Source organism: Pseudomonas sp. MF6755, from assembly GCF_016405635.1.
GTDB lineage: Bacteria > Pseudomonadota > Gammaproteobacteria > Pseudomonadales > Pseudomonadaceae > Aquipseudomonas > Aquipseudomonas haemolytica.
This window is the reverse complement of sequence record NZ_JAEKDA010000023.1, coordinates 38,081-64,530: the sequence shown is the minus strand read 5'-3', so window position 1 is coordinate 64,530 and position 26,450 is coordinate 38,081. Positions and strand designations below refer to the sequence as shown.

Here is a 26,450-nt window from a genome sequence, read left to right as displayed (position 1 = left end):
CCCTCCCCTCACGGCCACTCAGACAAAAAGTACAACATCATGAGCACAGCCCACTCCACTGCAAGCCTGCTGCTTGCTGAGCACGACCGCACCCATCGTTTGGTGACCTGGCGCCTGATGCCCCTGTTGCTGGTGTGTTACCTGTTCGCCCATCTGGACCGCATCAACATCGGCTTCGCCAAGATGCAGATGAGCAACGACCTGCATTTCAGCGACACGGTGTACGGCTTTGGCGCCGGCCTGTTTTTCATTGCCTACGCGCTGTTCGGCGTGCCCAGCAATATCGCCCTGGACCGCGTCGGGCCACGGCGCTGGATCGCCTGCCTGATGGTGGTATGGGGCCTGCTCTCCACCGGCATGTTGTGGGTGGAGAGCGCCCGCGGGTTCTACGTGCTGCGCTTCTTATTGGGGGTGGCCGAGGCCGGGTTTTTCCCGGGGATTCTGGTGTTTCTCAACCGTTGGTACCCGGCCCGTCGTCGCGCCCAGGTCACCGCCTTGTTTGCCATTGCCGTCCCCATGGCCGGCGTATTGGGCGGGCCGATTTCCGGGGCGATCCTCGAGAACTTCCACGCCGTTGGCAGCCTGCGCGGCTGGCAGTGGATGTTCCTGATCGAAGGCGCGCCCGTGGTCCTGCTGGGGCTGGTGGTGCTCAAGTGTTTGCCGGACAGTTTCGAGTCGGTGCACTGGTTGAGCGCCGAGCAAAAACAGCAACTGCGTACCCAACTGAGTAACGAAGAACAACGCAAAACCATCACCTCGTTCAGCGGCATTCTGCGTGACCCGCAAGTGTGGCTGCTGGTGGCCGTGTACTTTGCGGTCATGCTCGCGGTCAACACCCTGGCGTTCTGGATGCCGACCCTGATACACGGCGCCGGTATCGGCCGCGACAGCCAGGTCGGCTTGCTCAGCGCCGTGCCGTACCTGGCCGGTTGCTTTTTCATGATCGGCTGCGGGCGCTCCTCCGACCGCTATCGCGAGCGTCGCTGGCACCTGTGCGTACCGCTGCTGATGGCTGCGACCGGCATTGCCGTGGCGGGCCTGGCGCCAGGCAACGCGCTGCTGGTGATGAGCGGGTTGGTGGTCGCCGGCATGGGCGCCAGCGCGGCCCTGCCGATGTTCTGGCAACTGCCGCCGGCGTTTCTTTCCAACACGACCCAGGCAGCGGGCATCGCCATGATCAGCTCGTTCGGCAGCATCGCCGCGTTCCTCGCGCCCTACCTGATCGGCTGGATGCGCGACGCCACCCAGAGCGCCAGCCTGGCCCTGTACGTACTCGCCCTGTTTATCGCCCTCGGCGGCCTGCTGGTGCTGCGCACCCATGCCGCCATCGTCAACCCACACTAGAGACCGATGCCATGCTCGACTCCCAGCAAATTCTCGCCGCCGCCGCCCACCTGGACCGCGCCGAACGCAGCCGCGAACAGGTGCGCCAGTTTTCCCTCGACTACCCCGGCATCACCATCGAGGACGCCTACGCTATCCAGCGGGCCTGGGTGGCACAGAAGATCAAGGACGGGCGCACGCTCAAAGGCCACAAGATCGGCCTCACCTCACGGGCCATGCAGGTCTCGTCGAACATCACCGAGCCCGACTACGGCGCCCTGCTCGATGACATGTTTTTCGACGAAGGCAGCGACATTCCCTTTGAGCGCTTCATCGTGCCACGGGTGGAAGTGGAACTGGCGTTCATCCTCGGCAAACCGCTCAAGGGCCCCAACTGCACGGTGTTCGATGTGCTCGACGCCACCGAATGGGTGATCCCGGCGCTGGAAATCATCGACGCACGCATCCAGCAGGTCGACCCGCAGACCCAAGTGACCCGCAAGGTGTTCGACACCATCTCCGACAACGCCGCCAACGCCGGTGTGGTGCTCGGCGGCCGCGCCGTGCGCCCCACCGAGATCGACCTGCGCAAAGTGCCAGCGGTGCTGTATCGCAATGGCGTGATCGAAGAGTCCGGCGTCTCGGCGGCGGTGCTCAACCACCCGGCCAAGGGCGTGGCCTGGCTGGCCAATAAGCTGGCGCCGTATGACGTCACGTTGCTGCCCGGCCAAGTGATTCTCGGCGGTTCGTTTACCCGCCCGGTCGCGGCCCGCCCCGGGGATACTTTCCACGTCGACTACGACCTGCTCGGCTCGATCGCCTGTCGCTTCGTCTGAATACTGGAGGACTGTCATGGACATGCCTGTCAACCGCTTCAAACAACGCCTTCACCAAGGCGAGGTACAGATCGGCCTGTGGCTCGGTCTCGCCAATGCCTATAGCGCGGAGTTGGCCGCCAACGCCGGCTTCGACTGGCTGCTGATCGATGGCGAACACGCGCCCAACCACCTGCCGGGCATGCTTGCGCAACTGCAGGCCATAGCGCCCTACCCCAGCCAGGCGTTGATCCGCCCGGTGATCGGCGACACGGCGCTGATCAAGCAACTGCTGGATATCGGCGCCCAGACGCTGCTGGTCCCCATGGTCGAAAGCGCGGCCCAGGCCCAGGAGCTGGTGCGCGCCCTGCGCTATCCACCACAGGGCATCCGAGGCGTCGGCAGCGCGCTGGCCCGTGCTTCGCGTTGGAACAGCCTCCCCGATTACCTCGACCAGGCCGACGCGCAGATGTGCCTGCTGGTGCAGATTGAAAACCGCGAAGGCCTGGCCAACCTGGAGGCCATCGCCGCCGTCGAAGGCGTGGACGGTGTGTTTATCGGCCCGGCGGACTTGAGCGCGTCCATGGGCCATCGCGGTAATCCTGGGCATCCTGAGGTGCAAGCGGCGATCGAGGACGCCATCGTGCGCATCGTTCGGGCCGGCAAGGCGGCGGGGATTCTCAGTGCGGATGAACGCCTGGCGCGGCGCTATATCGAGTTGGGGGCGACGTTTGTGGCGGTGGGGGTGGATACCACGGTGTTGATGCGGGGGTTGCAAAACCTGGCCGGGAAGTTCAAAGACGTACCGGTGGCTGCCAATACCGGTGGTGTCTACTGAGATCCAATGTGGGAGGGAGCAAGCCCCCTCCCACATTTTGATCTCCTGTGTTGGGGAGATCGCCTTATCGCTTGATGTTCTTCAAGTCATCCAGCAACCCCAACAGGGTCTGGAATTTCTCTTCGCCAAACTGATCCTGCAAGCGCTGATAGTTGGCCTCCATGCACTGGCTCATGGACTCGAAACTCGCCTTGCCCTTGTCTGCCAGGGTAATGAGCACCCGGCGCTGGTCCTGCTCGGCCTTGCGCCGGTGCACCATGCCAGCCGCTTCCATGCGCACCAATACGCCGGTCATGCTCGGCTTGAGGATGCAGGCCAGTTCCGCCAGTTGGTAAATCTCCAACTCACCGTGCTGTTCGAGGATGCGGATGATGCGCCATTGCTGTTCGGTCAGGCCGTGTTCATTCAGGGAGGGGCGGAAGAAACTCATGGCCGCTTCGCGGGCTTGCAACAAGGCTAAAGTCAGGGATTGTCGAGGTTTGAGCATAGGATCAGGGGTCACGAAGCATTTAGTTAATAATTTAACGAAACTTTAGCATTCCCTGCCAACGAACGCGCGATTAACTTGTAAATCGCACCTGCCCTTGGCGCGCTGAATCAAAAACCCGGGCAGGCAGGATCAAGACTTCCATCCCGTCAGGGCCCCTAATGGAGGCATCCGCTTTAGAGCCTTCCTTCACTTTTTCAGGCTGCGCCATGATTAACATCGAAACCCCCACGTATTACACCGCCACCAAGAAATACAATCTCAGTTTCCCCACCCTGGAACAGGACATCGACGCTGACGTCGTGGTGATCGGCGGCGGCTTCTCCGGAATCAATACGGCCCTGGAGCTGGCAGAAAAAGGCATCACCAATATCGTCGTGCTCGAAGCGCGCTACCTGGGCTTTGGCGGCACCGGCCGCAACGGCGGGCAGATCATGGCAGGCATCGGTCATGACCTGGAGAAGATCAAAAAAGACGTCGGCGAAGACGGCCTGCGCCAGGTGTTCGAGATCAGCGACCTGGGCGCCGACATCATCAAGAACCGCATCGCCAAGTACAACATTGATGCCGATTTCTGCCACGGCTACGGCTACATGGGCTTCAACGCCCGCCAGGAAAAAACCCTGCGTGCTTGGGAAAAGGACTTCAAGTCCATCAACAGCCAGCACGAGATCCGCTTTCTCGGCGGCTCGGATGTGCAACAGATCATCGGTTCCAACGCCTACACCAGTGCCCTGCTGCACATGGGCGGCGGGCATGTGCATTCGCTGAACCTGCTGCTGGGCGAGGCCACCGCGCTGGCCAGCCATGGCGTGCGGATCTTCGAAAACAGCCCGGCCCTGGAAGTCAGCTACGGTGAGCGCATTACCGTGCGCACCGGTCGCGGCTCGGTGCGCGCCAGCAAGTTGCTGTGGGCCTGTGACAGCTTCCTCAACAAGCTGGAGCCGGAACTGCACCGCTCGACCATCAACACCTACGCGTTCCAGATGATGACCGAGCCGTTGCCTGAAGAATTGATCCAGCGCATCAGCCCGATCCGTGGCGCCTACAGCGACATCCGCCCAGTGATCGACTACTACCGCGTGACCAATGAAAACCGCCTGCTGTTCGGCGCCGCGACGCCCCTGGTGGAACACATTCCCGGCGACCTTAAAGCGTGGAACCGCCACCTCATGCTGAAGATCTTCCCCTACCTCAAGGACGTAAAAATCGACCTGGCCTGGGGTGGCCCGATGGCGTGCAGCCCCAACCTGTTCCCGCAGGTCGGCACCTTACCGGGGCGCAGCAATGCGTTTTTCGTACAGGGCTATTCGGGCTTTGGCGTCACCCCCAGCCACATCATCTGCAAGGTCCTGGCCGAAGGCATGAGCGAAGGCTCGGCGCGCTATGACCTGGTCAGCTCGATCCACCGCCCGACCATTATCGGCAAGGACGCGATCCGCCCTCTGCTGCTGACGGCGGGTAAATCCTGGCACCAACTTTCCGGTTACTGGAACGGGCGCCGTTGATCCACTTTCTCACTCATCAGGAACCACTGCCATGACCCTCACTACGATCAAACACAACGTCCAGCTGTCGGAACTCGATGCCTGGGGCACCGTGGCCGACCTTGGCTCCGAGATCCTCGAAGGCGAAGTGCGCGCCTTCGGCAAGATGACCTTCGGCGCCCCCACCGATGCGGTCAGCAGCGCCTACTTCGGCACCACCCAGGGCAAGTTCCGCATGGTCTACCCGTTCGCCGAACAGGCCACCGTGGTCACCGGCGAAGTGGTGCTCACCGATGAGTCCACCGGCCAGTCCACCCGCTACAAGGCCGGCGACAGCTGGTTCGTGACCAAGGGCACGCCGGTGCTGTGGGAAGTGGTCAGCGAGAGTTTCGTCAAACACTACTTCGCCGTCGTGTAAGGAGGGCGTTGCCATGACGAGTTCTTCTGACTGGATCACCGTGGGCGCCCTGGCCGACGGTTTTGCACCCGAGGCGTTCATTCTGCCAAACCTTGCCGACCTGGCCGGCCAGACCTTCACCTTGCACTTCGCCAATGGCTGGCAGATCGAACACCGTTTCGAGCAGGAACGCCTGGCCTGGCACGCTGCCGATGGCCACTCCAGTGGCAGCGCCGCCTACCGCGCCAGTTCGATTCGCCCAGGCCTGTACCTGGTGGATTTCATCAAGCACGAGGCCGGGCAAAGCTGGTCGATCAGCCTGGTGCTGGACACGCCGAATGCGTCGTTTACCGCCGTGATTGGCCGTCTGCCGGATCAGGCAGAAACCCATGAAGGGCTCTATCACCGCGCCCTGGCCGGCAAGCCGCTGACCTCGGTGCACGCCGACTTCCTCCACGGCAGCCTCGACCGACCCTGGCAGGACGGCCACTGCCTGCACGCGCCGACCGACGAACTGGTGGGCCTGCGCAACCAGTACCGCTATAGCCCCAGCGAAGTCTACGAGCACATCTACCTCAACCCGGGGTTCTACGCCTGGCAGTGCCTCAAGGGCGTGGAGCAAGGCTTGTGCGACACCGACCGCTGCCATTACTACAAGATCGCCGAGCAACTGTACCTGTTCGTCTGGCAAGAGAAGATCGTGCCCACCCTCGGCCTGGTGCTGATCGACCTGCAACAGCACCGCAGCGACGGCAAGATCTTCGGCTATGCCGGAGCGTCTTTCGATACGCTGTCGAACTTCCCGATCAGTTCCTATTGCCAGGTGCTCAACCGCACGGAGTATCCCCGTGACTGAGGCGCGCACGGTGGTGATCACCGGTGCCGGCACCGGCATCGGTGCAGCCTGTGCCCAGCTGTACGCCCAGGAAGGCGCGCGGCTGGTGCTGATCGGCCGGCGACGTGAGCCGCTGGAACAGGTGGTGCAGGTAACCGGCGGCCTGGTCCTGGTGGGCGATGCTGCCTGCCCTGAGACCTGGGACAGCTTTATCCGGCATATCCACACGCACTACGGGCGCATTGACGTGCTGCTGGCGTGTGCCGGCGGCCATGGCCTGGGCAGCGCGACCCAGACCAGCCCGACCACCTGGGAAAGCGCACTGCGCAGCAACCTGGACAGCGCGTTCTACAGTGCCCGCGCCTGCCTGCCGCTGTTGCAGGAAAGCGCCGGCAGTATCGTGCTGATCGGCTCCATCGCCTCGCTCGCGGCCGGGCCCGACGTGTGCGGCTACACCACAGCCAAACATGCGTTGCTCGGGCTCAATCGCTCGCTGGCCCGGGACTACGGGCCCCACGGCGTACGCGTGAACGCGGTATGCCCGGGCTGGGTGCACACGCCGATGGCCGATGCGGAGATGCAGCCATTGATGGACGCGTACGGCGACACCTTGCAGCAGGCGTACGACCGTGTGTGTGCCGATGTGCCCCTGCGTCGCGCCGCCCGTGCCGATGAGATCGCCAAGGTGTGCCGCTTCCTGGCCAGCGCTGACGCCTCGATCATTACCGGCGCCACGCTGGTAGCTGACGGAGGGTCCAGCATCGTCGACGTGCCGACGCTGGCGTTTACGCGCCTGGAGTCTGCCCATGCCCAATGACCTGGATTTCAGCGGCCAAGTGGTACTGGTCACCGGCGGCGCCCAAGGGATTGGCCTGGGTATCGTCCAGGCATTTGCCCAACGCGGCGCCCGGGTGGTGATTGCCGACCGCCTGCTTGAACAAGCCGAAACGGTGGCCACAGGGTTGTGCGCGCAGGGTTACCAGGTCGAGGCCGTGGGCGTCGACCTGGCGCAAGCCGAGGCGGTATTCGCCTGCGTTCAAGGGCTGACGCAACTGGATATCCTGGTGCACAACGCCGGGTATTTCCCGCTGACCGCGTTTGCCGATATTACCCCGCAGATCCTGCAACGCACCTTGGCGGTGAACCTCTCGGCGCTGTTCTGGCTGACCCAGGCGGCGTTACCGATGTTTCGTGAGCAAGGCCGGGGTTGCGTGCTGGTGACGTCTTCGGTCACTGGCAATCGGGTCGGTTATCCAGGGTTGAGCCACTATGCGGCGTCCAAGGCGGGGGTGAATGGGTTTATCCGTAATGCGGCGCTGGAGCTGGCGCCGTTGAACGTGCGGGTCAATGGGGTGGAACCGGGCATGATCGCCACGCCGGCGATGGGCAACCTGGGCGATGCCGCCTTGAATGACAGCATCGCCAGCCGTGTGCCGTTGGGGCGCTTGGGTACGGCTGCGGATATTGCCGGGGCGATGGTGTTCCTGGCTTCTGACTTGGCTGGCTATATCACCGGGCAGACCCTGGTGGTGGATGGTGGGTCTACCCTGCCAGAGGTCTGAAACTCAACTCGTTCCAATGTGGGAGCAAGCCCCCTCCCACATTTGATCTCCTGCAGCCTGAAGGACCTGTTTATGCCCCCACCGCCTGCAACCGGCTTGACCGAAAATCCTTGGGCGACACCTCGAACTGCTTCTTGAACGACCGGCTGAAATGCGCCGAGTCGGTAAAGCCCCATTTGTAGGCAATCGAGGTGATCGACTCGCTGCGCAGGAACGGGTTGGTCAAGTCATCCGCACTGCGCTTGAGCCGCGCGCGCTGGATGTAGCGGCAGACGCTGTCGTCCTGCTCCTCGAACAAGCGGTACAGGTGCCGCACCGAGATATTCAGGCGGTTGGCCAGGCCAATCGGGCTAAGGCCAGGCTGGCTCAGTGACTCATCAATGACCTTTTGCACGTAGCTGCGCAGGTTATTGCCCTGCAACGAGGCCACGCCTACGTGGCACTCATCGCCCTGCTCCAAAGCCGAGCCCAGCAGCGAGACAAAGGCTGCTTGCAAGGCCTGCACTTGCGTGACGTCGTCTTCGGTGTCGTCCTTGCACAGTTGGTCCATCAGCACATGCAGCATGCGCCCACAGGCTTTGGTCGAGGAGATCTTGCCGAAGGCGTGCGCCTGGCCGCCCAGGTGCTTGCAGACCTCAGTGCGCGACAGCGACAGCGAGGCGTGCTCAATAAGACCGAAGGGGGTGATCTCGATGGAGCCCACCGAGTCCATCAGCAGCATCTCGCCGGGGGCCAGTTGTACGGTCTCATCGTTCTGGGTGATCTGCGAATAGCCGCTGCGCTGGCTGACCAGGAAACATTCCTGGTCGTTGTCGTGATCGGCATGGTGCGTCAGGCGCTTGATCAGCCCGGCATTGGTGCGCAGGAGGGCCAGGCCACGCGGCAAATTGTGGATCTCGCCGATAAACAGCGAGCGGTTAAAAGCCAGTTCGGTATCGAAGTGACCGCACGCGGCGCGCAGTTCGCGGTTCCAGCTGTCGAGCCCGTCGGGTGCATGCTGTGGGATGCTCATGGGGTGTCTCCGCAGTGGCGTTCTTTTTGTTGTTCTGACGCAATAGTTAACATGTTATCTATATGCGCGCAACAACAACCTGTTTGCCCTTGGCAGAAGCACTAATGATGCCAATCAGAGATTCGACAGTACCCGCTTCATGCCAGCCAACGCCGCCAGTAAATGGTTGCGTTGCTCCGGGCTTACCGCGATATACCGCCGAAACGCCGGCATCCGATTAACCACCTCACTGCCCCCCATATGTTCCAGGCGCACCCACCATTGCTGGTCCCGCAGTTCGATACGCAGGCGCTTGAAGTCCAGCGGCATCAGCGCCTGGAACAACGCTTCGTCAGCCACCAAGCGCGCCTGCAATTCACGCCCGATGGCCTGGTTGCCCGTACGACGCCGCAGACGAATACCGTTGCGCCGGATCACGCCGCCATGGTGTACGTCGAAGCTACCCGTGCCGCCTGCCGAGGCAGGCACGCGCAGGACGAATTCAGTCATCACCAGGTGCATCAAGAGCTGCGACTCAGTGCGCTCGACAATCTGCAAAGCCACATCATCCACACACAGCTGGGCGCTGTTTGCCGACAGCCGCTCAAAGCTCGCCAGCCCAAGGTTGCGCCGCAGGTGTTCCAGGGTCACGCCCGGCCGGTACCCCGACGGAGCACGGTCAGCGCGCAGCAGTTCAAACAGTTTTTGCCGCAAAATCGTTATAACCGTCATGGGCAGGCCCCGGTTCATGGCTGAATTCCTTGGCCAACACCTCCTCGACGGAGGCTGGCTTGAAGGGGTTGACCTTCTGTACTACCAAGGTCCAGAACAACGCATAGCTCGCCGTCACACCGAGCATCACCCCAAACGGCACGTAGATGTCGGCCGGGTTCATGCCCGGCGGGGTGATAAACCACATGCCCAGCAAGATGCCGATGCTCGAGACGATCTGTGGCAATGGAAACCACGGCGAACGGTACGCCCGAGGCAAGTCCGGGCGACGAATGCGCAGGATCACCACCGACAACGTCACCAGCAGGTAGGCAAAACTCCATGCGCACACCGCTGCCAGCACCAGGTGCATGATGTTGTCGGTGTTGCCGCCCAGGTAGAGCGCGTGCAGGCAGGGAATCAGCATTGCCACCAGGATGCACAACAGCGGCGTCTTGAAACGCGGGTGCAGGTAGGTGAAGACCTTGGGCAAGGCGCCATCCACCGCCATGCCGTAGAGGATGCGCGGTACACCGGCCATCAGGGTATTGATGGTCGCAGCGCCGGCGAACAGAAAGCCGATGCCCAGCCACAATGGGCCGACCTGCCCCATCACCTGCTCGGCAAACCGTGGGATAGCCATGGGCGTGTCCAACAGGTGCACGCCGGACGCGGCATCGAGCACCACGTTTTCAACTTGGCGCTTCATCGCGGCGCCATAGATGAACATGCACGTCGCCACGCCCATCAGCCCGAGCATCATCGCCCGCGGCATCACCTTGGCCGATTGGCGCAGGTCCGGCGCCAGCGGGGTGACGAACTCGCAGCCGACGAACATGAACATCGCCATGCCCACCAGCGACAGCACGGTGACCAGATCGGTGCCGACCAGTGACTCACCGAACCAGCCCTCCAACTGCACCGCCGGTGCGGCGATCAGGCCCAGCACGCCGAACACCATCAGGGTGGTCCACATGCCGAACGTGAGGATGATCTCCGCGCGGCCAAATGCGCTGACTCCAAAGGCATTCAGCACCCCGAACACGATCACGAAACCGACGCCCAGCAGCCACGAGCCACCGGCCGATTCTGCCAGGGTATTGAGGTGCTCGAAATTCACCAGGGCCATGACCCCGGAAAGGATGGTTTCGGCGGTGCCCGCGAACACATGCACGATCAGATACGCCGACAGGGTGCCGGTGATCGCAAAGAACCGGCCCATGCCGCAGTTGATGTAGTCGTACACCGAGCCGGTGGTGGGCAGCATCGAGGCAGCTTCGGCGAAGGTGGTCGCCTGGGCCAGCATCATCACCACCGCAATCAGCATCGCCAGGGCAAACGCACTGCCGCCGATGCCGAAGCCCATGGTAGCGGTGAGTATCACCGGGCTGGCCATAATCAGGCCAATGGTGCTGGCCAACGCGGTGGGGAAACCTACCGTGCCCCGGTTGAGGTGCGCGGTGAGCCGGTCGTTGATCGACATGGTGGGGTCCTCGAAAGCGGTTTTTTTAGTGTGTCGGCACTCTGCGCCCCACCCGCGTTGATCGTCTTGCCCCTGTCTGCCGCCGGTTTTGTTGCTGCCTGCCACGGCCGGCTGCCTGGCGGCCAGGGTCAATTCCCTGGCACGCAGAGAAAAGACTTAGGCCAATACCGCTCGTCCTAATGCACCCTCACTCTTAACCAAGATGGGGACAATAACAATGGAGCACACACTGAAAAACCGCCGCCTGCGCCATACGGTCGGCCTGGGCATTGCGCTGCTGGTCGGCCAGGCGCAGGCCGTCGAGTTGTACGCGGATGCCGACACCCAGGTCACCGGCAACTTCCTCGCCGTGTACGGCATGTTCAACAGCCCGAAGAACTACGATGGCCGCCGCGGCGGCTCCACCTGGCGCGAGGCGTTCATCAAGTATGGCCTGAGCGTCGAGCAGAGCCTGGGTAGCCTGGGTGGCGTGTATGGCACGGCCAACCTGGTGAGTTCCGGAACCTGGGGCGATGGCGATGCGTCCGGAGTCGCCAACGGCACCGAACGCACCACCAAGTTTGACGAAGCCTTCGCCGGCTGGCGTTCCGGCGACCTGTTCCCAGCGCTGGGCAAGGACGGCGTGGACCTGTCGTTCGGCCGACAGATCATCCTGTTGGGTGACGGTTTTATCATCAATGATGACGGTCCCAACCTGGGCAAGGGCGTGGGCGACGGTGAGTTCAATCGCGGCGGCGCCTACTACATCGCCGCGCGCCATGCCTTCGACAAGACCGCGGTGATTCGCCTGGGCGGCAAGGACGGTATGCATGGCAGCCTGATGTGGATCAAGTCCGACAATCCCGCCCAGGCCATGACTGAAATGGCCGCCGGCACCCTGGAATACAGCGCCGCACCCGGCACCCTGGGGCTCACTTATCTTCACGGGATTGATGTGGATGAGCGCTACGCCACCGAGCTGCAACGCCAGCGCAAGGGCATGAACCTCTACAGCTTGCGCGGCGCCGGCAGCGCAGGTATCGACAACGCGCACTTCGCCTTCGAACTGGCCCGCCAGGACCGCCGCGACAGCCAGGAAAACGCCGGTTATGCCGAAGCCGGCTACACCTTTGCCGACCTGCCCTGGTCACCGGACCTGACCTACCGCTACGCGCGTTATTCAAAAAACTGGGACGGCATGTTCGCAGGCTTCAATCGCGGTTACGGCACCTGGGTGCAGGGCGAAGTGGCGGGCAACTATTCCGGCCCCTACAACAGCAACACGGCAGTGCAACACGTGGCGCTCAAGGTCAAGCCGCTGGAGAACGTCACCCTCGGCGCACTGTTCTTCGACTACAACACCGTCAGCACCCGCGGTCAGTTGAACCTGGATGGCCGCGAACTGGACCTGTACGCCGAATGGGCCGTCAACGAACACCTGATCATCACGCCGCTGCTCGGGCTGTACAAACCCAACAGAGATGCCGACACCGGCGGCAACCAGGTCGGCGGCAACGGCACCAATGTCTACAGTCAATTGGTGGTCGCGGTACCGTTCTGAACCACGTCGGGCGCGCACGGACGTAGCGCCCGGACCTCTGCATACGCACCTTGATGATAGAGCAGCGGCGCACGGCCGAAATCATCGAAAGCCACCACCTTGCCGATCATGATCCAATGGTCGCCGCCGTCCACCTGCTGGTATTTCTCGCAGTGAAAGCGCGCCGAGCAATCGGCGAACACCGGCGAGCCGCCCTCCCCCGGCTCGTATTCGATCAGGGCGAAGCGGTCTTCACGGGGGCGCGCAAAGTTGTTGGACAGGTGCACCTGATCCGCCGCCAACACATTCACTGCGAAGTGACTGGCCTCCTCGAACACCTCATGGCTGTTGGAGCGTTTGTCGATGCTCCACAGCACCAGCGGCGGGTCGAGGGACACCGAGTTGAAACTGTTGGCGGTCACACCCACCTTGCGCCCGGAGGCAGTGGCGGCGGTGACCACAGTCACACCGGTGGCGAAGTTGCCCAGGGCGCGGCGAAAGGCGCGTGGGTCGAAGACGTCAGACATGCAAGACTCCCGAACGTCCTCAACGTGACGTTCTGATTGTTGTAGTGGAAGGGCCCGTCAGACCATGCTCGGGTCTGGCTCCAGGCCCATCAGCTCACGGCCGAGGATCTGCGCGCAGACGTCGTAGTCGGTATAGGCATGGGCGCCGGTCATATGGGAATCGCGGAACAGGCGCTGCATTTCGTTGTGTTCGAACCAGGCATTACCGCCTGCGGCGGCGAACAGGCGGTCGACCGCTTCGATGCACATTTTGGTCGCGTAAGCCTGGTTGGTGCGCCAGAACGCCAGGGTTTCACGCGTCGGGTAACGCTGGGCGGCGCTGTGTTCGGCGTGTTCCTGCCAGGTTTTCTCCAGGAACGCCCGGGCGGCGGCTACCTGATGGGTGGACTCGGCCAAGCGCATCAATGCCGGGGTGGCGGCGCCCACGGCGGCACCGGTGTAGGCACGCACGCGGGTCTTGGTTTTTTCCCGGAACACCTCCAGCATGCGCTCGGCCACACCGAGGCTGACGGTGGAGAAGCCACTGGCGAAATACGGCCGATACGGTGCGTAGAAAATCTGACTGTCCGGGTAGAGACCAAAGCCTGCGGACTTGCCTTCCATCATGTCCTTGGCTTTCTGGATACGGTGTTCGGGCACCCAGGCGTTGTCGATGACCAAGGTTTTGGTACCGCTGCCTTTCATGCCGGCGGCGAACCAGTCATCACGGATCTGATAGTCACTGCGCGGCAGCACGGCGAAGCAATAATCCTGGGTGCCTTCGGCATTCTGGCGACGGCAGCCGACAATCGCCCATTCGCCATGGTCACAGCCGCTGCTCCAGCCCATCTCGCCGCTGAAGTACACACCGCCTTCGCCTTCGGTAACCCGACCGAACGGCGCAATACTGCTGCTGGCCGTGGCGTGCGGGTTGGCCCCCCAGATTTCCTCCTGCAACCGGGCCGAGAACAACGCCAGTTGATGGCTGTGGGTGCACAGCAAACTCATGGCCCAGGCGGTGCTGGCGCAACTGCCCGCGAGCAAGGCGATGCAGTCGGCAAATTCGGGCAGCGACAGTTCCAGGCCGCCGAATGCCTTGGGCTGAAAGGCGCGGTGCAGGCCGATGCTTTTGAGCAATGCAATATTCTCATCCGGCACCTGGCGCAGTTGTTCGGCGCGGGAAGCATTCGCGGCGATGGCAGGCAGGAGGGGCTTGAGGTCTTCGAGGAGCGGGTTTGGCTTTTTCATGGGCGGCCCTGCTTATTATTGGAAGTCTGGCTGGCGTTCCGAATCGCGGAACGGCGCGGGATGCAGGGCCAGTATCGAACGGCTCACGCAGGCGGAAAATGCACATTCGGCAGGCAAACTTGTACTTTTCACAGGCGCGGCAGGCACAGGCATGAAACCTGGCAGGCACAGTCAAGCCGCGACTCGGTGCGTTGGTTACCCTCGGGTTTTCTTTGTGAACTGCCAGGAACCTGCCATGAGCGATATCCCGCTGCTGCCCCAAGTCGAAGCTTTTTTGCGTCGCCGCCATGGGTTGTTTATCGACGGTGTCAGCGTGCGCAGCCACGCCACTGAAAGCCTGAGCGTGACCAACCCCGCCGACGGCCAGGTGATCGCCGAGGTCGCCGACGCTGACCTGGCGGATATCGACGCAGCGGTCGCGTCCGCCAACCGTGGCTTCCAGCAATGGTCCCAGACCGCCCCTGCCACACGTGGCAACGTACTGTTGAAGCTGGCCGATCTGCTGGAACAAAACCGCGAAGAGCTGGCGCAGATCGAAACCTGCCAGTCGGGCAAGATCATCCAGATTTCCCGCGCCTTCGAGGTCGACCAGGCCGCGCATTTCCTGCGCTACTACGCCGGCTGGGCCACCAAGCTCAGCGGCCAGACCCTTACCCCGTCGCTGCCGTCATTCAATGGCGAACGCTACACCGCCTTCACCCTGCGCGAACCGGTGGGCGTGGTGGTGGGCATCGTGCCGTGGAATTTCTCGACCATGATCGCCATCTGGAAACTCGCCTCGGCGCTGGTGACCGGCTGCAGCATTATCATCAAGCCCAGCGAATTCACGCCGCTGACCCTGCTGCGCATCGCCGAACTGGCCATCGACGCCGGGTTGCCGGCGGGCGTGCTCAACGTGCTGACGGGCGGCGGCCATGTCGGCAAGGGGCTGGTGGAACACCCCGGCACACACAAAGTGTCCTTCACCGGTTCCGTGCCCACCGGCATCGCCGTCGGCCGCAGCGCTATGGGTGCCGGGCTGACCCGTGCGACCCTGGAACTGGGCGGCAAGAATGCCGCAGGTTTCTTGCGCGACATGGACGTGGACAAGGCGGTGGAAGGCATCATCGAAGCGGGCTTTTTGCACTCCGGGCAAATTTGCGCGGCGGCCGAACGCTTCTTCGTGCACCGCTCGCAGATCGACGCCGTGCTGGAAAAACTCAAGGCGCGCCTCAGCCGCCTGAACATCGGCTCGCCCCTGGACGAACACACCGAATTCGGCCCGGTGACGCACCAGCAACACCAGCAGAAACTGCTCGGCTACTTCAACCAGGCCCGCGCCGAGAACAATACGATCATCCACGGCGGCCACCTCATCGACCGCCCCGGCTGTTACGTGGAACCCACCGTGATCCTCGCCAACACCCTGCACGACACCCTGCTCAACGAAGAAACCTTCGGCCCCATCGCCACCTTCCTGCCCTACGACAGCGAAGACGAACTGCTGGCGCTGATGAACCACGGGCCCTACGGGTTGAGCGCCAGCCTGTGGACCAACGATTTGGGCAAGGCCCTGCGCATGATCCCGGCCATCAATGCAGGCACTTTGTGGGTAAACATGCACACCTTGCTCGACCCGGCTGTACCGTTTGGGGGCAGCCGGTCTTCGGGGGTTGGGCGGGAGTTTGGCAGTGCGTTTATCGAGGATTACACCGAGCTTAAGTCGGTGATGATTCGGTATTGAATGGGGGTAGCGCACATCTAGTTTGGTGTACACCGAACCCATGTGGGAGGGGGCTTGCTCCCGATGGCGTTGGGTCAGTCACAGATGTGTTGACTGACCCACCGCCATCGGGAGCAAGCCCCCTCCCACATTTGGATCGCATTGCATCAGTGAGATAGCTGTCGTTTTCAGCCCGCACCTTTACCTTCACCACGCTCAAAAAAGCGCCCGCCTAACTGAACGGAACCACCGCCTCTGCCTCCACCTCGATCAACCATTCCGGCAACGACAACCCACTGACCATAATCCACGAAGACGGCGGCGGGTTATGCGCGAAGCGCTGGCGCAGCGCTTCAGCAATCGGTTCCTGCTGCTCCCGGGCAGATTCGACGATATACAACCGCAGCATGATCACATGGGACAGATCGCCCCCCACCTCAGCCAGCACCTTCTCGACATTGTCCAACGCCATGGCCGTTTGCTCGGCTATGCCTGGGCCCACCGTACGTTCTTGAGCATCGACGCCCACCTGCCCGGAAAGCATGATCCTTCGCCCCTGCGGCACTTCCATTGCCTGGCTGAAACCGTATTGCAGGGAATTGAATACCGTCGTGGGATTAATGACCTTTCTTTGCATGACGAGTCCTTGTTGGCAGTAAGAAAACAAGGCTAACCCAAAGCCAGTGCTCAATCGGAAGGATCAACATCTGGCAACATTTCAACAGCAAAACCCACTCTGCTGCCGAACCCCAACCCCACACGCAATGACATTCCCCTGTGGGAGCCGTCGAGCTTCAGCGAGGCCGCGATGGCGGTGGGTCAGGCAGTGAATATGTCGACAGTGCCGCCGCCATCGCAGCCTCGCTAGGGCTCGACAGCTCCCACATTTGATCTTGCTGCGCCTGAAAGCCCCTACCAGGGTTGACCTGCAGGTTGCCCACCGGCTCCAGCAGATGACAGACCGACTGGACCGCTTGCAAGTGTCTGTCTACGCTCTCCATCGAGTGGAGCAAGGAGTCGTTCCAGTCGCTTCACGTCATTCAAGGAGTTTGGCCCATGAAAGGATCACGCACGCCCCTCGCCATTGCGCTCGTCGCACTGGCACTCACCGCCCACGCCGATCAAGGCACCGACACCGTCACCCGCCTCAACCAACTCTACAACGACACCCGCCAGGACTGCGGTGGGCCGTCCAAGCCGGCGTTCCTGTGTTCCGGCGTGTTGTTTCGCGCCACGTGGCCATCCACCGATTACCAGTTCTACAGCGTCAGCCCCAAAAGCCAGGCCAGCGGCGGTGTATCGGCGTCATACCTGCGCAAGGACTCCAAGTACCGCAAGCTCGCCTATGGCCTGAAAAGCGGGTTTATTTTCGACACGATTTTCGGCAACCCCAAGGACCATCAGGATTACGCCGTGCTGTGCTCGTTCCCCATCGACGCAGCCACCGATGACCGCAACCAGCAAGGCTGCACGGACTCGCGGCGCACCCCAGGCGTAGTGGAAAAATACTGCCATGAACAGGGCATCACCACAGCCGAACAGTGGAACGCCAACTACAAGCAGAACCGCGGTGATCACTCGCGCCAATGCTCGTTCGACGTACGCGACGAGCGCAACACTGCCGCCGGCCCGGCGTTCTATCAGAGCATTCGCGCCATGGCCACGATTGCCGACGAATCGTTCACAACCCAGAACGAATTGCGCCTGGCCAAATGGGAAGAAAATCCGCCTAAATCCCCCTCCATCCTGGCCATGTTCTACACCGAAGACGGCGGCCTTGAAGGCGCACGCCTGAACCAGTTGCAGTGGTACAAGTCGGTGGGGCAGTACCTGCCGGTGATCAATATGCAGCTGCCGCAAAGTCGCCAGCAGGACGCCACTTTTGCCTACGACAGCAAGAAGCAGGTGATCCAGCCGATCAGCGAAAAAAACAGCTGCGAACGCTACGTGCAAAGCGCCACCTGGGTTGAGCGGGATGACCCAGGCTTCGGCAGAAAAATCATGACCCTGGAAGTGACGCCCACCGACTGCGGACGCCAGGTGAAAGACGGCCAGACCAACAACTTCTTCAACGAACTGGCCAGCGACCACTACCTGGATGCCGGCTGGAAAGACAACCCGGACAACCGTGACAGCAGCGTCGGCAGCATGCGCCGCCAACTGGTCTGCCACTTCAACATCGCGCGCAACAAGCCGGAGTGGAACCTGGAGCCGTCACGGCCGTATACCTCCAATGAAGACTCGATTGCCAAGGGCTGCAACAACACCTGAGGCTCAGGCGCGCTCTTGCAACCGATCACGCAAAAACCGATGGCTCTTGGAAAACAACCGCCGGTAGGTGAGCAGCACCGCCCCTACCGTGCCCAGGGCCGACGCTGCGGCGATCAGGAACATGATCACGATCTGGTAGCGCACCGCGTCCACCGGGCTTTCCCCCGCCAACACCTGGCCGGTCATCATGCCGGGCAGGCTGACGATACCCACCACGGTCATCTGGTTGAGCGTGGGGATCATCCCGGCACGCACGGCCTGGCGAATGGATTCCTGGGCGGCTTCCCAGCGAGAACCGCCCAGCGCCAAGATCATCTCGATGGTGTTGCGGCCCGAGGTCAATTCCTGGGTCATGCGCTCTATACCCAGGGACACGCCGGTCAGGGTGTTGCCCAGGATCATGCCAAGGATCGGGATCGCATACTGTGGCTCGTACCACGGATGGATACGGATCACCGCAAACAGGCCCACTGCGGTGACCAGCCATGAACTGCCCCACACCGACAGGATGCTGTCGACCCGCTGCCCACGGTAAGTACGCCGACCGCGCCCCGCCGCCGACAGGCCGGCGATCAGGGTCATGGCGCACATCAGCGGCAGCACCACGTACCAGTAGGCGAACTCGAACACCCAGCCGAGCAGGTAACCAATCGCCAACAATTGCACCACGGTGCGCACGGCGGCCCATAGCAACTGGCGTTCCAGGCCCAGACGCAACAGCAGCGACAACGCGCCGTTGATCAGGATCAGCGAGGCGGCGACGGCCATGTCCAGCGCGGTGAGATCGTGGTAGTTCATGGCCGGGCCGCTCCACTCAATACCCCGGCACTCATCTGCAGGTGGATCTCGCTCATGCGCCGCGCCTGCTCCAGGTCGTGGGACACCCAGATATAAGCACGGGCGCTATCAGCGCCGAACCAGGCGTTAATCAAGGCTTCGACGTCGCGCGATGACGTGGGGTCGAGGGCGGCGGTCGGTTCATCGAGCAACAACACTTCGGGGTTAAGTTGCAAGGTGCGAATCAACGACGCCACCTGGGCTTCACCACCCGACAGGTCGGCAGCGTTTTTACCCAGGAAGCCCGGGGTTTTACCGGCATGCTCCAGCAGTGCCGTGACCGCTGCCGGATCAAAGCGGCGCTGGCGCAGGGTCTTGAGGCTGAAAGGGAAACGCAGGTTGTCTTCCACCGTGCCCTCGATCAACGCCGGGCGCTGGGACAGATAGCTGATATGGCTGCGGTAATGGGGAATCTCGGTGTTGGCGATCGGCTGGCCATTCCACAACACCTGCCCCGAGGTCGGCGCGTCCAGCAATGCCAGTGCACGCAGGAACACGCTTTTGCCAGAGCCGGATGAGCCGGTGATCGACACGCGGTCGGCGCGGTTCAGGCTGAAGTCCGTCGGTTGCAGCAAGAGCGTCTGCCGACGCTCATCCCGGCGCGTGAGGGCGCGGGTTTCTATCAAGGCGCTCATGGACGCGGTGTTCCTCTCAAGTCCGGTTGGGCATCATGGTGAGGCATCCGCACTGGCGTTGAAACAGCGCAGTTCAAAATATGGGAGGGGGCTTGCCCCCGATTGCGGTATATCAGCTCCACATGGGCTGACTGACACACAGCCATCGGGGCATAAGTATCTACACAACATTAGGTTCAGCACCACGCCAAAACTGTGCAGATTCCCACGCCGCGACGGCGGTACATCAGCCAATGGCTCAAATCGCGAAAATCATGATCGCCACCCGCCTGACGCCCCGCGATACGATCAACGCTTGGGAAACAACCCAACAGCACATGCCACCACCGTCGGATCGCCCTGGTAGACCGCACGCTGGGTCATCGAAAGCTGGGGCGTTCGACCGTCCACGGCGCGCAGCATCGGCCGCTCAGCGGTCGGGGAACTGTGCGCCGGGTCGACAATTTCCATGCAGCGACGCAGGGAGTTGAAGTCTGGCGACTGTGACAACGACAGGTGCAAGGTCTGGCTCACCGATACCGACACCACCGAACGCTGCGCACATTGGCCGTCATAGATCAGCGTATGGCGGATCAACGGGTTGTCATGGCAGTACTTCAGCAGGTTGACCTGCCGCGAGTGCACCAGCGCGGTATTGATGATCAACAAGTCGAACGCCACGACGCCCGAGCGTGTCAGTGCCTGCAACTCGTCGAACGAACTCAACGGGGCGATGCGGTGATAGCCCAGCTGGTTGAGCATTTTCTCGATCTTGATCCGTTGCAAAAGCTCTGCATCGGCAATCAGAAGGCGTAACGCTTTATTGGACATAGGGTAAACCTGACAGTTGGGCATCAGCGTCGATCATTCAACGCTGAACAAATTAACCGTCAGGTGTGAAACATGACTTTAAGGCGATTCTGAAACGCCAATCCGGGGCACACCGCACTTTTAAGAATCGCCTCAAAGCCCTCGCGCCGCCCGCCCCCTACCATGAGCTGCGTTCCCATACGCTGCCCTGGAATTGTCGTGTTCATGTTTCTACTCAGAATGGTGCTGTTGGCCTGCGGGCTGCTGGTGCTTGCGCCGCCACCTGCCGATGCGGCGCTGAAGATTGAAGGCACGCGCCTGATCTATTTCGGCCAGGACAAGGGCGCCGGTATCAGCGTGGTCAACCAGGCCACACGGGAAGTGGTGGTGCAAACCTGGATCACCGGCGAGGACGATTCAACCGACCGCACCGTGCCCTTTGCCGCCACCGAGCCGTTGGTACAACTGGGCGCCGGGGAGCATTACAAGCTGCGCATCCTGTATGCCGGTGAGGGCTTGCCCAGCGATCGTGAATCGCTGTTCTGGCTCAATATCATGGAAATCCCGCTCAAGCCGGATGACCCCAACAGCGTGCAGTTCGCGATCCGCCAACGGCTCAAGCTGTTCTATCGGCCACCCGCACTCCAGGGCGGCTCGGCCGAGGCGGTGCAGCAGTTGGTATGGAGCAGCGACGGGCGCACGGTGACGGTCAACAACCCCAGCGCCTTCCACCTGTCGCTGGTCAACCTGCGAACCGACAACCTGGCGCTCAGCGATTACCTGCTGCTCAAGCCCTATGAGCGCAAAACCCTGACTGCACCAAGCGCATTGCCCAAGGGCACCACGCTCCATTTCACCGAAATCACCGATATCGGTTTGCAAGCCCGTCATAGCACGGCGCTCAACTGATAAATCACGGGGTATCTGTACCGATGTCACTGACCAAACGCTATTTACCGCTTCTGGTGTGGGCCTGCGCGGTCTTGCCCGCCACCAGCCACGCGCTGGCCTGCCGCGAGGACGGCACTAACTCGATCATTACCCAGGAGGCGCTGGGCACGGCACTGGCAGTCGCGGCCGACGCGCCCAACGGCACCATCATTTGGGAATCCGGCCCGCGCTCGACCAATGTGATCTGCAAGGACGACTACCTCCACGGCCGTGAGGAAGTGTATTTCTACGTCAACCCGGCCAGCGTGAGTATCGGCACCGGGATTCGCGTGGGCATTCGCTATAACAACCAACCGATTACCCAAAGCACCGGCAAGGTCGGTACCGGTTTTTTCTCCGATCGAGGCTGCAATTTGTCCAGCTGCGTGGGCTGGGACAAGGCGCGCTTCACCCTCAATTTCAGCGTGTTCATCGAGAAGTATGACCCCACGCCACCGAGCGGCCAGGCAAGCACCTTGACCTCTTACCGCGTGTTCCAGCTGGACGGCGTGCGCGGGCTCAACTCGCGACCTAACAGCAACTTCAACTATGTGGTCACCGGCATGAACGATATCCGCTTCGTGCCGTGCACCCCCGAACTGACGATCAGCCCCAGCGTGGTCAACTTCCCCACACCTTCGCGCAAGGCCGCGATCGGTGAAGTCGCCAGCAGCGCGAACTTCAGCCTGAACCTGCGCAAGGGCTGCGACACGCCCTATACCGTCAGCGCACGCTTTGCCACCACGCCGGGTGGCGGCAGTGTGAACAATGGCTTGCTGGTGCCGGACAACAACAGTTCAGTCGGCATCTCGCTGTCTCGTGCCGAGAGCCAGCAGCAACTGCCCTTCAACAACTGGTTCACGCTGCAAGAGCTGATGGGCCTGGGCCAGAGCCACGATGAATTTCGCGCCGACCTCAAGTGGCGCACCCTGCCGATTCCGGGTGCGTTCGACGCGGCCGTGGTGGTGGATATGTACTACAAATAGATGATTTTTAAGGATCGTCTTATGCCACGGGCAAAGGCCGAGACGTAAAGTCTGCCGATGCGATTGAAAAGTTATCTGCTCCAGATCAACCCCGTCCTCTCCCGACCCGAAGCAGCCAGAAGGCTGCTTCGTATTTTTGCGACTGTGCTGCTGGTGGGCATCCTCAGCGGGGTCTATACCTTTTTGCTGTCGACCTTCAACAACGACATCTCCCAGCGCCGCGGCTACATGAGCAGCGCCATTGCCGAAGCCCATACCTTTTTCACCAACCGCGAGGCCCTGCTCGAAAGCCTGAGCCTGTCGACAGTGCGCAAACAGTCCAGGGTCTACTCGTCCTCGCCGGAAGAACAACACCTGGCACTGGGCGACACATCGGGCAACCAGTGGAGCATCTGGCTGACCGCACGCATGCGCGACTACCTCAAGGCTAAACAACTCAACCTGCTCTATGTCAACGCCGGCCCCAACCCGCAAGTGATGCGTCTGTACGACGCCACACCGCAGGTATTGCCGATTTCCAAATGCATGCTCAACCGCCTCAAGGCTCTGCAACGCAGCGACCCGGCCACGCTCAACGAACTATGGCTGAGCGACAGGACTGAACAGCACTCGCACCTGTACATCTTCGTCCGCCTGGATGAACGCGACCCCGACTCCGGCTGGCTCGGCCTGGAGATGGATAGCCGCGAAGTCTCCTCGACACTCAGCGACCAGAGCGCCGGCGAGTTCATGATGCTCAACTCCCAGGGCATGCTGGTGTTCACCAACAGCACGGATACGCAGTTGAGCCAACAACACCTGAGGCCCGGAGAGGACAATTTTTTCGGCTTTGTCGGCAGCGGCTGGCTGCCCGACCACCTGGTGATACGCAAGCACCTGAAATCCTCCGAGTGGCAGTTGATGTACTCCATCGACCTGCGTGCGGTGGTCACTGGCCTATGGAAACAGCTGCTCGGTTCATTGTTGTTCTGCCTGTTCAGCCTTACGCTGATCTGGTTGGTGATGCGCCGCGTCGACCAGCGTTTCATTATTCCGTCGATCCATCGTATCCAGGCCTTGATCGAGAGCGAAGCCTTCGGCCGCGATGTGATCCAGACCGCGCCGGTGGCCCTCTGCGTGCTGCGCCGCACCGACGGCCAGGTGGTGCTGGAAAACACCCTGGCCCAGCAGTGGCTGGGCAACGGCCCGGAGCGCGAGGTGCTGCGCGCCGGTTGGATCGAGCAAGCCTTTGCCAACGGCCCTTCCGAACGCAGTGACTATTTTGAAACCATCGACGGCCGCCACCTGTATCTGAGCAGTGCACCGACCCGCTACAAAGGCGAAGACGTACTGTTTTGCGCCTTCAGCGACATCAGTGCGCGCAAGCAGGTCGAGGCGGCGCTGGAAGAAGCGCGGCAATCGGCAGACGCAGCCAATGCCGCGAAAACCTTGTTCCTGGCGACCATGAGCCATGAAATCCGCACACCGCTGTATGGCGTACTCGGCACCCTGGAGTTGCTGGCGCGCACGCAACTGGATGCACAGCAAAAGGACTACTTGCATGCGATCGAAGGCTCATCATCGACCTTGCTGCAACTGATTTGCGATGTGCTGGACGTGTCGAAGATCGAGGCTGGGCAGCTGGCACTGGAACTGAGCGAGTTCTCGCCGCTGGATCTTGTCCATGAAATCATCCAGGGCTACGCCGCAGCGGCCCAAGCCAAAGGCCTGCAGCTGTATGCCTGCTTCGATCCCAAGTTGCCGGAACGGCTGACCGGCGACGTGACGCGCATCCGCCAGATTCTCAACAACCTGCTCAATAACGCGGTGAAATTCACCGACTATGGACGCGTGGTACTGCGGGTCAAAGTGCTGGGCCGCGACGGCGAGCGTTCCAGCCTGCTGTGGCAAGTCTCGGACACCGGCAAAGGTATCGCCCAGGAAGACCAGGCGATGATTTTCGAGCCGTTTTACCAGAGTGAAGGCAACACCAATGTGGTAGCCGGCACCGGCCTGGGCCTGCCGATCTGCCAGCGCCTGACCGAGTTGATGAACGGCAATATCCGCATGGTCAGCGAACTTGGTCTGGGCAGCAGTTTCAGCCTGATCCTGCCGCTGGAAGAAGCGCCTACCCCACCGATGACACCGTTACTGGCCGAGACCATTTACGTGGCCTCACCGATCCCGGAACTGGCGAACTCCGTCGCCGGCTGGTTGCGCCGTTGGGGTGCAAGGGCCCAGGCCGGCCTGCCGACGCTGGCGGACACACACCTGCTGCTGCAAGTGCACCCCGGCAGCGTCGACCCGTTGCTGGTGCCCGAGTGGCCGGGCCCGGTGATTCACGTGAGCAGCAACGCCTGCACCGCAGTAGAAACCGACGCCGATGCCTGGCACGTCAACCTCAACCACCTGGGCGCCATTCATCAGGCCGTGAGCCAGGCACAAGGGCTATGGGTGGTCCGCGCCGATGAGCAAACGCGCCAGCGCGAGCTGAATAAACTCAACCTGCACCTGCTGGTGGCCGAGGACAACATCATCAACCAGCTGATTTTGCGTGACCAACTCGAAGAACTCGGCTGCACCGTGGAGCTGGCGGCCGATGGTCAGGAAGCGTTGCAGCTGTACACCGCCGGCAACTTCGATGTGGTGTTGACGGACGTGAACATGCCCCACATCAACGGCTACGAACTGGCGCGTGAACTGCGGCGCCAGGGCTGCCCGTTGCCGATTATCGGGGCCACCGCCAACGCCATGCGCGGCGAGGCCGACCTGTGCCTGGCCGCCGGCATGAACCATTGCCTGGTCAAACCCTTTGCGTTGCGGGCTCTCTTCAACTCCCTGGCGCCTTATGCACGGATCACCCATGAAGCCCCTTAGTATTTTGATTGTCGAGGACCATCCCCTGCAGCATATCTACCTGCAGAACCTGCTCAGCGAGTTGGGGGACTTCCTGCTCGAAACCGCCGAGGATGGCAAAGAAGCGCTGGAGCGCCTGCGCCAGCGGGACTTCGACCTGGTACTGACCGACCTGCTGATGCCCGGCATGGACGGCGTGCAGTTTATCCAGTGCCTGGCCAGCCTGCGCTGCAAGCCGGCGCTGGCGATCATGAGTGCGGCGTCACGGCGCATGCTGATGGCCGCCAGCCTGGTGGCGAAAAACCTCGATGTGGAAGTGATCGGCCTGATCTCCAAACCCGTAAATGCCGAGGCCTTGCGCACTCTGGTCAACCAGCTCAGAAACAGGGTGCGCAAGCCCACCCCCGAATTGCCCGAGCACATGGACATAGACCGTCACACGCTGGTGCAGGCCATGAGCAGCGGCCAGTTCCAAGCCTGGTTCCAGCCGAAAAAATCCCTGGCCAACGGCCGTATCGTCGCCGCCGAAGCCCTGGTGCGCTGGATGCACCCCGAGCAAGGCGTGATGCTGCCCGCCGCGTTCCTGCCGGCGATCAAAGCGTTCGAACTGGAGGAGCGGTTGTTGTGGCTGGTGCTCAAGCAGGCTATCCACGCCCAGGAGCACTGGCGCCAGCGCGGCTATGAAATCCCGGTGTCGATCAACCTGCCGACCCACTTGCTCAACAGCCATGACCTGGCAGACCGCTTGCTGGAGTTCGTGCTGCACCACGACGGTATCCCGGGAATGATCTGCTTTGAGTTGATGGAATGTTCGGTGCCGCAGGACATCAGCAACTTCTACGCCGGCGCCTGCCGGCTGCGGATCAAGGGGTTCGGTTTGTCCCAGGATGATTTCGGCAAGGGCTACAGCTCTTACCTCAACCTGGTGTCGACGCCATTTACCGAACTCAAGATCGACCAGGCGCTGGTACAGGGTAGCCACGACAACGAAGGCATCGCCCAGGCATTGGCGAGCATCATCGCCCTGGGCCGCAAACTGGGCCTGACGGTAGTCGCCGAGGGCGTGGAAACCCCGCAGCAATTGGCGCTGTTGCGCAAAATCGACTGCAATCAGGTGCAGGGTTTCCTGATCTCCCACGCGGTGTCTTCAGAGCAATTTCAGCAGCTACTGAACAATGATGGCCCCGCGACATCTCACTAGCTGGCGGCCGCGGATATAAGGAGTAAGCTCCATCCAGTGCCGATTTATCCTGCGCCTGCGGA

Annotated in this window: 24 protein-coding genes and 1 pseudogene; 15 read left to right on the top strand and 10 right to left on the bottom strand. The window is 61.8% G+C overall.

Annotated elements, in window-relative coordinates:
* Positions 1 to 39 precede the first annotated feature (39 nt).
* Genes JFT66_RS26045 through hpaI form a run of 3 tightly spaced genes read left to right on the top strand, consistent with a single transcriptional unit; the run spans position 40 to position 2,976 of the window.
* Positions 40 to 1,344 (top strand): MFS transporter, encoded by a 1,305-nt coding sequence (locus JFT66_RS26045; RefSeq protein WP_198860413.1) that lies wholly within the window; start codon positions 40 to 42, stop codon positions 1,342 to 1,344.
* 11 nt (positions 1,345 to 1,355) lie between these two features.
* Positions 1,356 to 2,159, top strand: coding sequence for a 2-oxo-hept-4-ene-1,7-dioate hydratase (gene hpaH / locus JFT66_RS26040; protein WP_153870865.1), 804 nt, complete (start codon positions 1,356 to 1,358; stop codon positions 2,157 to 2,159).
* 16 nt (positions 2,160 to 2,175) lie between these two features.
* On the top strand, positions 2,176 to 2,976 hold the full coding sequence (gene hpaI, locus JFT66_RS26035; protein WP_198860412.1) for a 4-hydroxy-2-oxoheptanedioate aldolase: 801 nt from the start codon (positions 2,176 to 2,178) through the stop codon (positions 2,974 to 2,976).
* A gap of 64 nt (positions 2,977 to 3,040) precedes the next feature.
* Here the strand turns inward: hpaI and hpaR are convergent, their stop codons facing one another.
* Complete coding sequence (hpaR, locus tag JFT66_RS26030; protein ID WP_034120490.1) at positions 3,041 to 3,463, bottom strand: homoprotocatechuate degradation operon regulator HpaR; 423 nt, start codon at positions 3,461 to 3,463, stop codon at positions 3,041 to 3,043.
* A gap of 209 nt (positions 3,464 to 3,672) precedes the next feature.
* Here hpaR and JFT66_RS26025 point away from each other — a divergent pair, with 209 nt between their 5' ends.
* From JFT66_RS26025 to JFT66_RS26005, 5 genes are read left to right on the top strand one after another with little or no spacing between them, the layout of a single operon-like run.
* Positions 3,673 to 4,971: an NAD(P)/FAD-dependent oxidoreductase gene (locus tag JFT66_RS26025; RefSeq protein WP_034120491.1), complete on the top strand. Its 1,299-nt coding sequence runs from the start codon at positions 3,673 to 3,675 to the stop codon at positions 4,969 to 4,971.
* A gap of 31 nt (positions 4,972 to 5,002) precedes the next feature.
* Complete coding sequence (locus JFT66_RS26020; RefSeq protein WP_153837949.1) at positions 5,003 to 5,368, top strand: cupin domain-containing protein; 366 nt, start codon at positions 5,003 to 5,005, stop codon at positions 5,366 to 5,368.
* A 13-nt stretch (positions 5,369 to 5,381) separates the two neighbouring features.
* Positions 5,382 to 6,203, top strand: a complete 822-nt coding sequence (locus tag JFT66_RS26015; protein ID WP_198860411.1) for a molybdenum cofactor biosynthesis F family protein — start codon at positions 5,382 to 5,384, stop codon at positions 6,201 to 6,203.
* Positions 6,196 to 6,999, top strand: coding sequence for an SDR family NAD(P)-dependent oxidoreductase (locus tag JFT66_RS26010; RefSeq protein WP_034120494.1), 804 nt, complete (start codon positions 6,196 to 6,198; stop codon positions 6,997 to 6,999). Before JFT66_RS26015 ends, JFT66_RS26010 begins: the two co-directional genes overlap by 8 nt.
* Positions 6,989 to 7,744, top strand: a complete 756-nt coding sequence (locus JFT66_RS26005) for an SDR family oxidoreductase (RefSeq protein WP_034120495.1) — start codon at positions 6,989 to 6,991, stop codon at positions 7,742 to 7,744. The genes JFT66_RS26010 and JFT66_RS26005 overlap by 11 nt, the downstream gene beginning before the upstream one ends.
* A gap of 70 nt (positions 7,745 to 7,814) precedes the next feature.
* On the opposite strand, the gene feaR is transcribed toward JFT66_RS26005, so the two are convergent.
* The 3 genes from feaR to JFT66_RS25990 all read right to left on the bottom strand — a co-directional run bounded on the left by feaR (position 7,815) and on the right by JFT66_RS25990 (position 10,929).
* A complete protein-coding gene (feaR, locus tag JFT66_RS26000; RefSeq protein WP_034120496.1) occupies positions 7,815 to 8,756 on the bottom strand; it encodes a transcriptional regulator FeaR in 942 nt (313 codons plus the stop codon).
* 114 nt (positions 8,757 to 8,870) lie between these two features.
* Entirely contained in the window at positions 8,871 to 9,467 is a 597-nt protein-coding gene (locus tag JFT66_RS25995; RefSeq protein WP_034120624.1) for a DUF3156 family protein, read from the bottom strand.
* Entirely contained in the window at positions 9,430 to 10,929 is a 1,500-nt protein-coding gene (locus JFT66_RS25990; protein ID WP_034120497.1) for an APC family permease, read from the bottom strand. The genes JFT66_RS25995 and JFT66_RS25990 overlap by 38 nt, the downstream gene beginning before the upstream one ends.
* Before the next feature lie 217 nt (positions 10,930 to 11,146).
* On the opposite strand from JFT66_RS25990, the gene JFT66_RS25985 reads away from it, so the two are divergent.
* A complete protein-coding gene (locus JFT66_RS25985) occupies positions 11,147 to 12,469 on the top strand; it encodes a hypothetical protein (protein WP_198860410.1) in 1,323 nt (440 codons plus the stop codon).
* A 32-nt stretch (positions 12,470 to 12,501) separates the two neighbouring features.
* Here JFT66_RS25985 and JFT66_RS25980 read toward each other — a convergent pair.
* Both JFT66_RS25980 and JFT66_RS25975 read right to left on the bottom strand, forming a co-directional pair.
* Positions 12,502 to 12,975 (bottom strand): annotated as a pseudogene (locus JFT66_RS25980) (flavin reductase family protein); the annotation flags it as partial.
* 57 nt (positions 12,976 to 13,032) lie between these two features.
* The gene (locus JFT66_RS25975; RefSeq protein WP_034120500.1) at positions 13,033 to 14,202 is read right to left on the bottom strand and encodes a p-hydroxyphenylacetate 3-hydroxylase oxygenase component; all 1,170 of its coding nucleotides are present in this window, start codon (positions 14,200 to 14,202) and stop codon (positions 13,033 to 13,035) included.
* Between the two features lie 235 nt (positions 14,203 to 14,437).
* Here JFT66_RS25975 and JFT66_RS25970 point away from each other — a divergent pair, with 235 nt between their 5' ends.
* On the top strand, positions 14,438 to 15,925 hold the full coding sequence (locus JFT66_RS25970; protein WP_198860409.1) for an aldehyde dehydrogenase family protein: 1,488 nt from the start codon (positions 14,438 to 14,440) through the stop codon (positions 15,923 to 15,925).
* Between the two features lie 211 nt (positions 15,926 to 16,136).
* Here JFT66_RS25970 and JFT66_RS25965 read toward each other — a convergent pair whose 3' ends face one another.
* A complete protein-coding gene (locus JFT66_RS25965) occupies positions 16,137 to 16,541 on the bottom strand; it encodes a RidA family protein (protein WP_153837957.1) in 405 nt (134 codons plus the stop codon).
* Positions 16,542 to 16,960: 419 nt separating this feature from the next.
* Here JFT66_RS25965 and JFT66_RS25960 point away from each other — a divergent pair, with 419 nt between their 5' ends.
* Positions 16,961 to 18,175, top strand: coding sequence for a DUF2599 domain-containing protein (locus JFT66_RS25960; RefSeq protein WP_034120503.1), 1,215 nt, complete (start codon positions 16,961 to 16,963; stop codon positions 18,173 to 18,175).
* Between the two features lie 3 nt (positions 18,176 to 18,178).
* On the opposite strand, the gene JFT66_RS25955 is transcribed toward JFT66_RS25960, so the two are convergent.
* From JFT66_RS25955 to JFT66_RS25945, 3 genes are all read right to left on the bottom strand, one after another.
* Entirely contained in the window at positions 18,179 to 18,973 is a 795-nt protein-coding gene (locus JFT66_RS25955; protein ID WP_153837958.1) for an ABC transporter permease, read from the bottom strand.
* Positions 18,970 to 19,647 (bottom strand): ABC transporter ATP-binding protein, encoded by a 678-nt coding sequence (locus JFT66_RS25950; protein ID WP_034120507.1) that lies wholly within the window; start codon positions 19,645 to 19,647, stop codon positions 18,970 to 18,972. The genes JFT66_RS25955 and JFT66_RS25950 overlap by 4 nt, the downstream gene beginning before the upstream one ends.
* 288 nt (positions 19,648 to 19,935) lie before the next feature.
* A complete protein-coding gene (locus JFT66_RS25945; protein ID WP_153837959.1) occupies positions 19,936 to 20,457 on the bottom strand; it encodes a chemotaxis protein CheY in 522 nt (173 codons plus the stop codon).
* Between the two features lie 198 nt (positions 20,458 to 20,655).
* Here JFT66_RS25945 and JFT66_RS25940 point away from each other — a divergent pair, with 198 nt between their 5' ends.
* From JFT66_RS25940 to JFT66_RS25925, 4 genes are read left to right on the top strand one after another with little or no spacing between them, the layout of a single operon-like run.
* Complete coding sequence (locus JFT66_RS25940) at positions 20,656 to 21,345, top strand: fimbrial biogenesis chaperone (RefSeq protein ID WP_162524841.1); 690 nt, start codon at positions 20,656 to 20,658, stop codon at positions 21,343 to 21,345.
* 23 nt (positions 21,346 to 21,368) lie between these two features.
* Positions 21,369 to 22,352 carry a fimbrial protein gene (locus tag JFT66_RS25935; protein WP_153837961.1) on the top strand — a complete coding sequence of 328 codons (984 nt, stop codon included), beginning with the start codon at positions 21,369 to 21,371 and terminating at the stop codon, positions 22,350 to 22,352.
* 57 nt (positions 22,353 to 22,409) lie between these two features.
* On the top strand, positions 22,410 to 25,208 hold the full coding sequence (locus JFT66_RS25930) for an ATP-binding protein (RefSeq protein ID WP_153837962.1): 2,799 nt from the start codon (positions 22,410 to 22,412) through the stop codon (positions 25,206 to 25,208).
* A complete protein-coding gene (locus JFT66_RS25925) occupies positions 25,195 to 26,388 on the top strand; it encodes an EAL domain-containing response regulator (protein WP_034120514.1) in 1,194 nt (397 codons plus the stop codon). The genes JFT66_RS25930 and JFT66_RS25925 overlap by 14 nt, the downstream gene beginning before the upstream one ends.
* The last annotated feature ends 62 nt before the right edge of the window (positions 26,389 to 26,450 follow it).

What these genes read in the sequence shown, in the direction of transcription:
- JFT66_RS26015 (WP_198860411.1), top strand. Translation starts at nt 5,382, where the DNA reads ATGACGAGTTCTTCTGACTGGATCACCGTGGGCGCCCTGGCCGACGGT.
- JFT66_RS25945 (WP_153837959.1), bottom strand. Translation starts at nt 20,457, where the DNA reads ATGTCCAATAAAGCGTTACGCCTTCTGATTGCCGATGCAGAGCTTTTG.
- JFT66_RS25975 (WP_034120500.1), bottom strand. Translation starts at nt 14,202, where the DNA reads ATGAAAAAGCCAAACCCGCTCCTCGAAGACCTCAAGCCCCTCCTGCCT.
- JFT66_RS25970 (WP_198860409.1), top strand. Translation starts at nt 14,438, where the DNA reads ATGAGCGATATCCCGCTGCTGCCCCAAGTCGAAGCTTTTTTGCGTCGC.
- JFT66_RS25960 (WP_034120503.1), top strand. Translation starts at nt 16,961, where the DNA reads ATGAAAGGATCACGCACGCCCCTCGCCATTGCGCTCGTCGCACTGGCA.
- JFT66_RS25965 (WP_153837957.1), bottom strand. Translation starts at nt 16,541, where the DNA reads ATGCAAAGAAAGGTCATTAATCCCACGACGGTATTCAATTCCCTGCAA.
- hpaI (WP_198860412.1), top strand. Translation starts at nt 2,176, where the DNA reads ATGGACATGCCTGTCAACCGCTTCAAACAACGCCTTCACCAAGGCGAG.
- feaR (WP_034120496.1), bottom strand. Translation starts at nt 8,756, where the DNA reads ATGAGCATCCCACAGCATGCACCCGACGGGCTCGACAGCTGGAACCGC.
- hpaH (WP_153870865.1), top strand. Translation starts at nt 1,356, where the DNA reads ATGCTCGACTCCCAGCAAATTCTCGCCGCCGCCGCCCACCTGGACCGC.
- JFT66_RS25990 (WP_034120497.1), bottom strand. Translation starts at nt 10,929, where the DNA reads ATGTCGATCAACGACCGGCTCACCGCGCACCTCAACCGGGGCACGGTA.
- JFT66_RS26005 (WP_034120495.1), top strand. Translation starts at nt 6,989, where the DNA reads ATGCCCAATGACCTGGATTTCAGCGGCCAAGTGGTACTGGTCACCGGC.
- JFT66_RS26045 (WP_198860413.1), top strand. Translation starts at nt 40, where the DNA reads ATGAGCACAGCCCACTCCACTGCAAGCCTGCTGCTTGCTGAGCACGAC.
- JFT66_RS25925 (WP_034120514.1), top strand. Translation starts at nt 25,195, where the DNA reads ATGAAGCCCCTTAGTATTTTGATTGTCGAGGACCATCCCCTGCAGCAT.
- JFT66_RS26020 (WP_153837949.1), top strand. Translation starts at nt 5,003, where the DNA reads ATGACCCTCACTACGATCAAACACAACGTCCAGCTGTCGGAACTCGAT.
- JFT66_RS25930 (WP_153837962.1), top strand. Translation starts at nt 22,410, where the DNA reads ATGCGATTGAAAAGTTATCTGCTCCAGATCAACCCCGTCCTCTCCCGA.
- JFT66_RS26025 (WP_034120491.1), top strand. Translation starts at nt 3,673, where the DNA reads ATGATTAACATCGAAACCCCCACGTATTACACCGCCACCAAGAAATAC.
- JFT66_RS25985 (WP_198860410.1), top strand. Translation starts at nt 11,147, where the DNA reads ATGGAGCACACACTGAAAAACCGCCGCCTGCGCCATACGGTCGGCCTG.
- JFT66_RS25935 (WP_153837961.1), top strand. Translation starts at nt 21,369, where the DNA reads ATGTCACTGACCAAACGCTATTTACCGCTTCTGGTGTGGGCCTGCGCG.
- JFT66_RS25995 (WP_034120624.1), bottom strand. Translation starts at nt 9,467, where the DNA reads ATGACGGTTATAACGATTTTGCGGCAAAAACTGTTTGAACTGCTGCGC.
- JFT66_RS25950 (WP_034120507.1), bottom strand. Translation starts at nt 19,647, where the DNA reads ATGAGCGCCTTGATAGAAACCCGCGCCCTCACGCGCCGGGATGAGCGT.
- hpaR (WP_034120490.1), bottom strand. Translation starts at nt 3,463, where the DNA reads ATGCTCAAACCTCGACAATCCCTGACTTTAGCCTTGTTGCAAGCCCGC.
- JFT66_RS25955 (WP_153837958.1), bottom strand. Translation starts at nt 18,973, where the DNA reads ATGAACTACCACGATCTCACCGCGCTGGACATGGCCGTCGCCGCCTCG.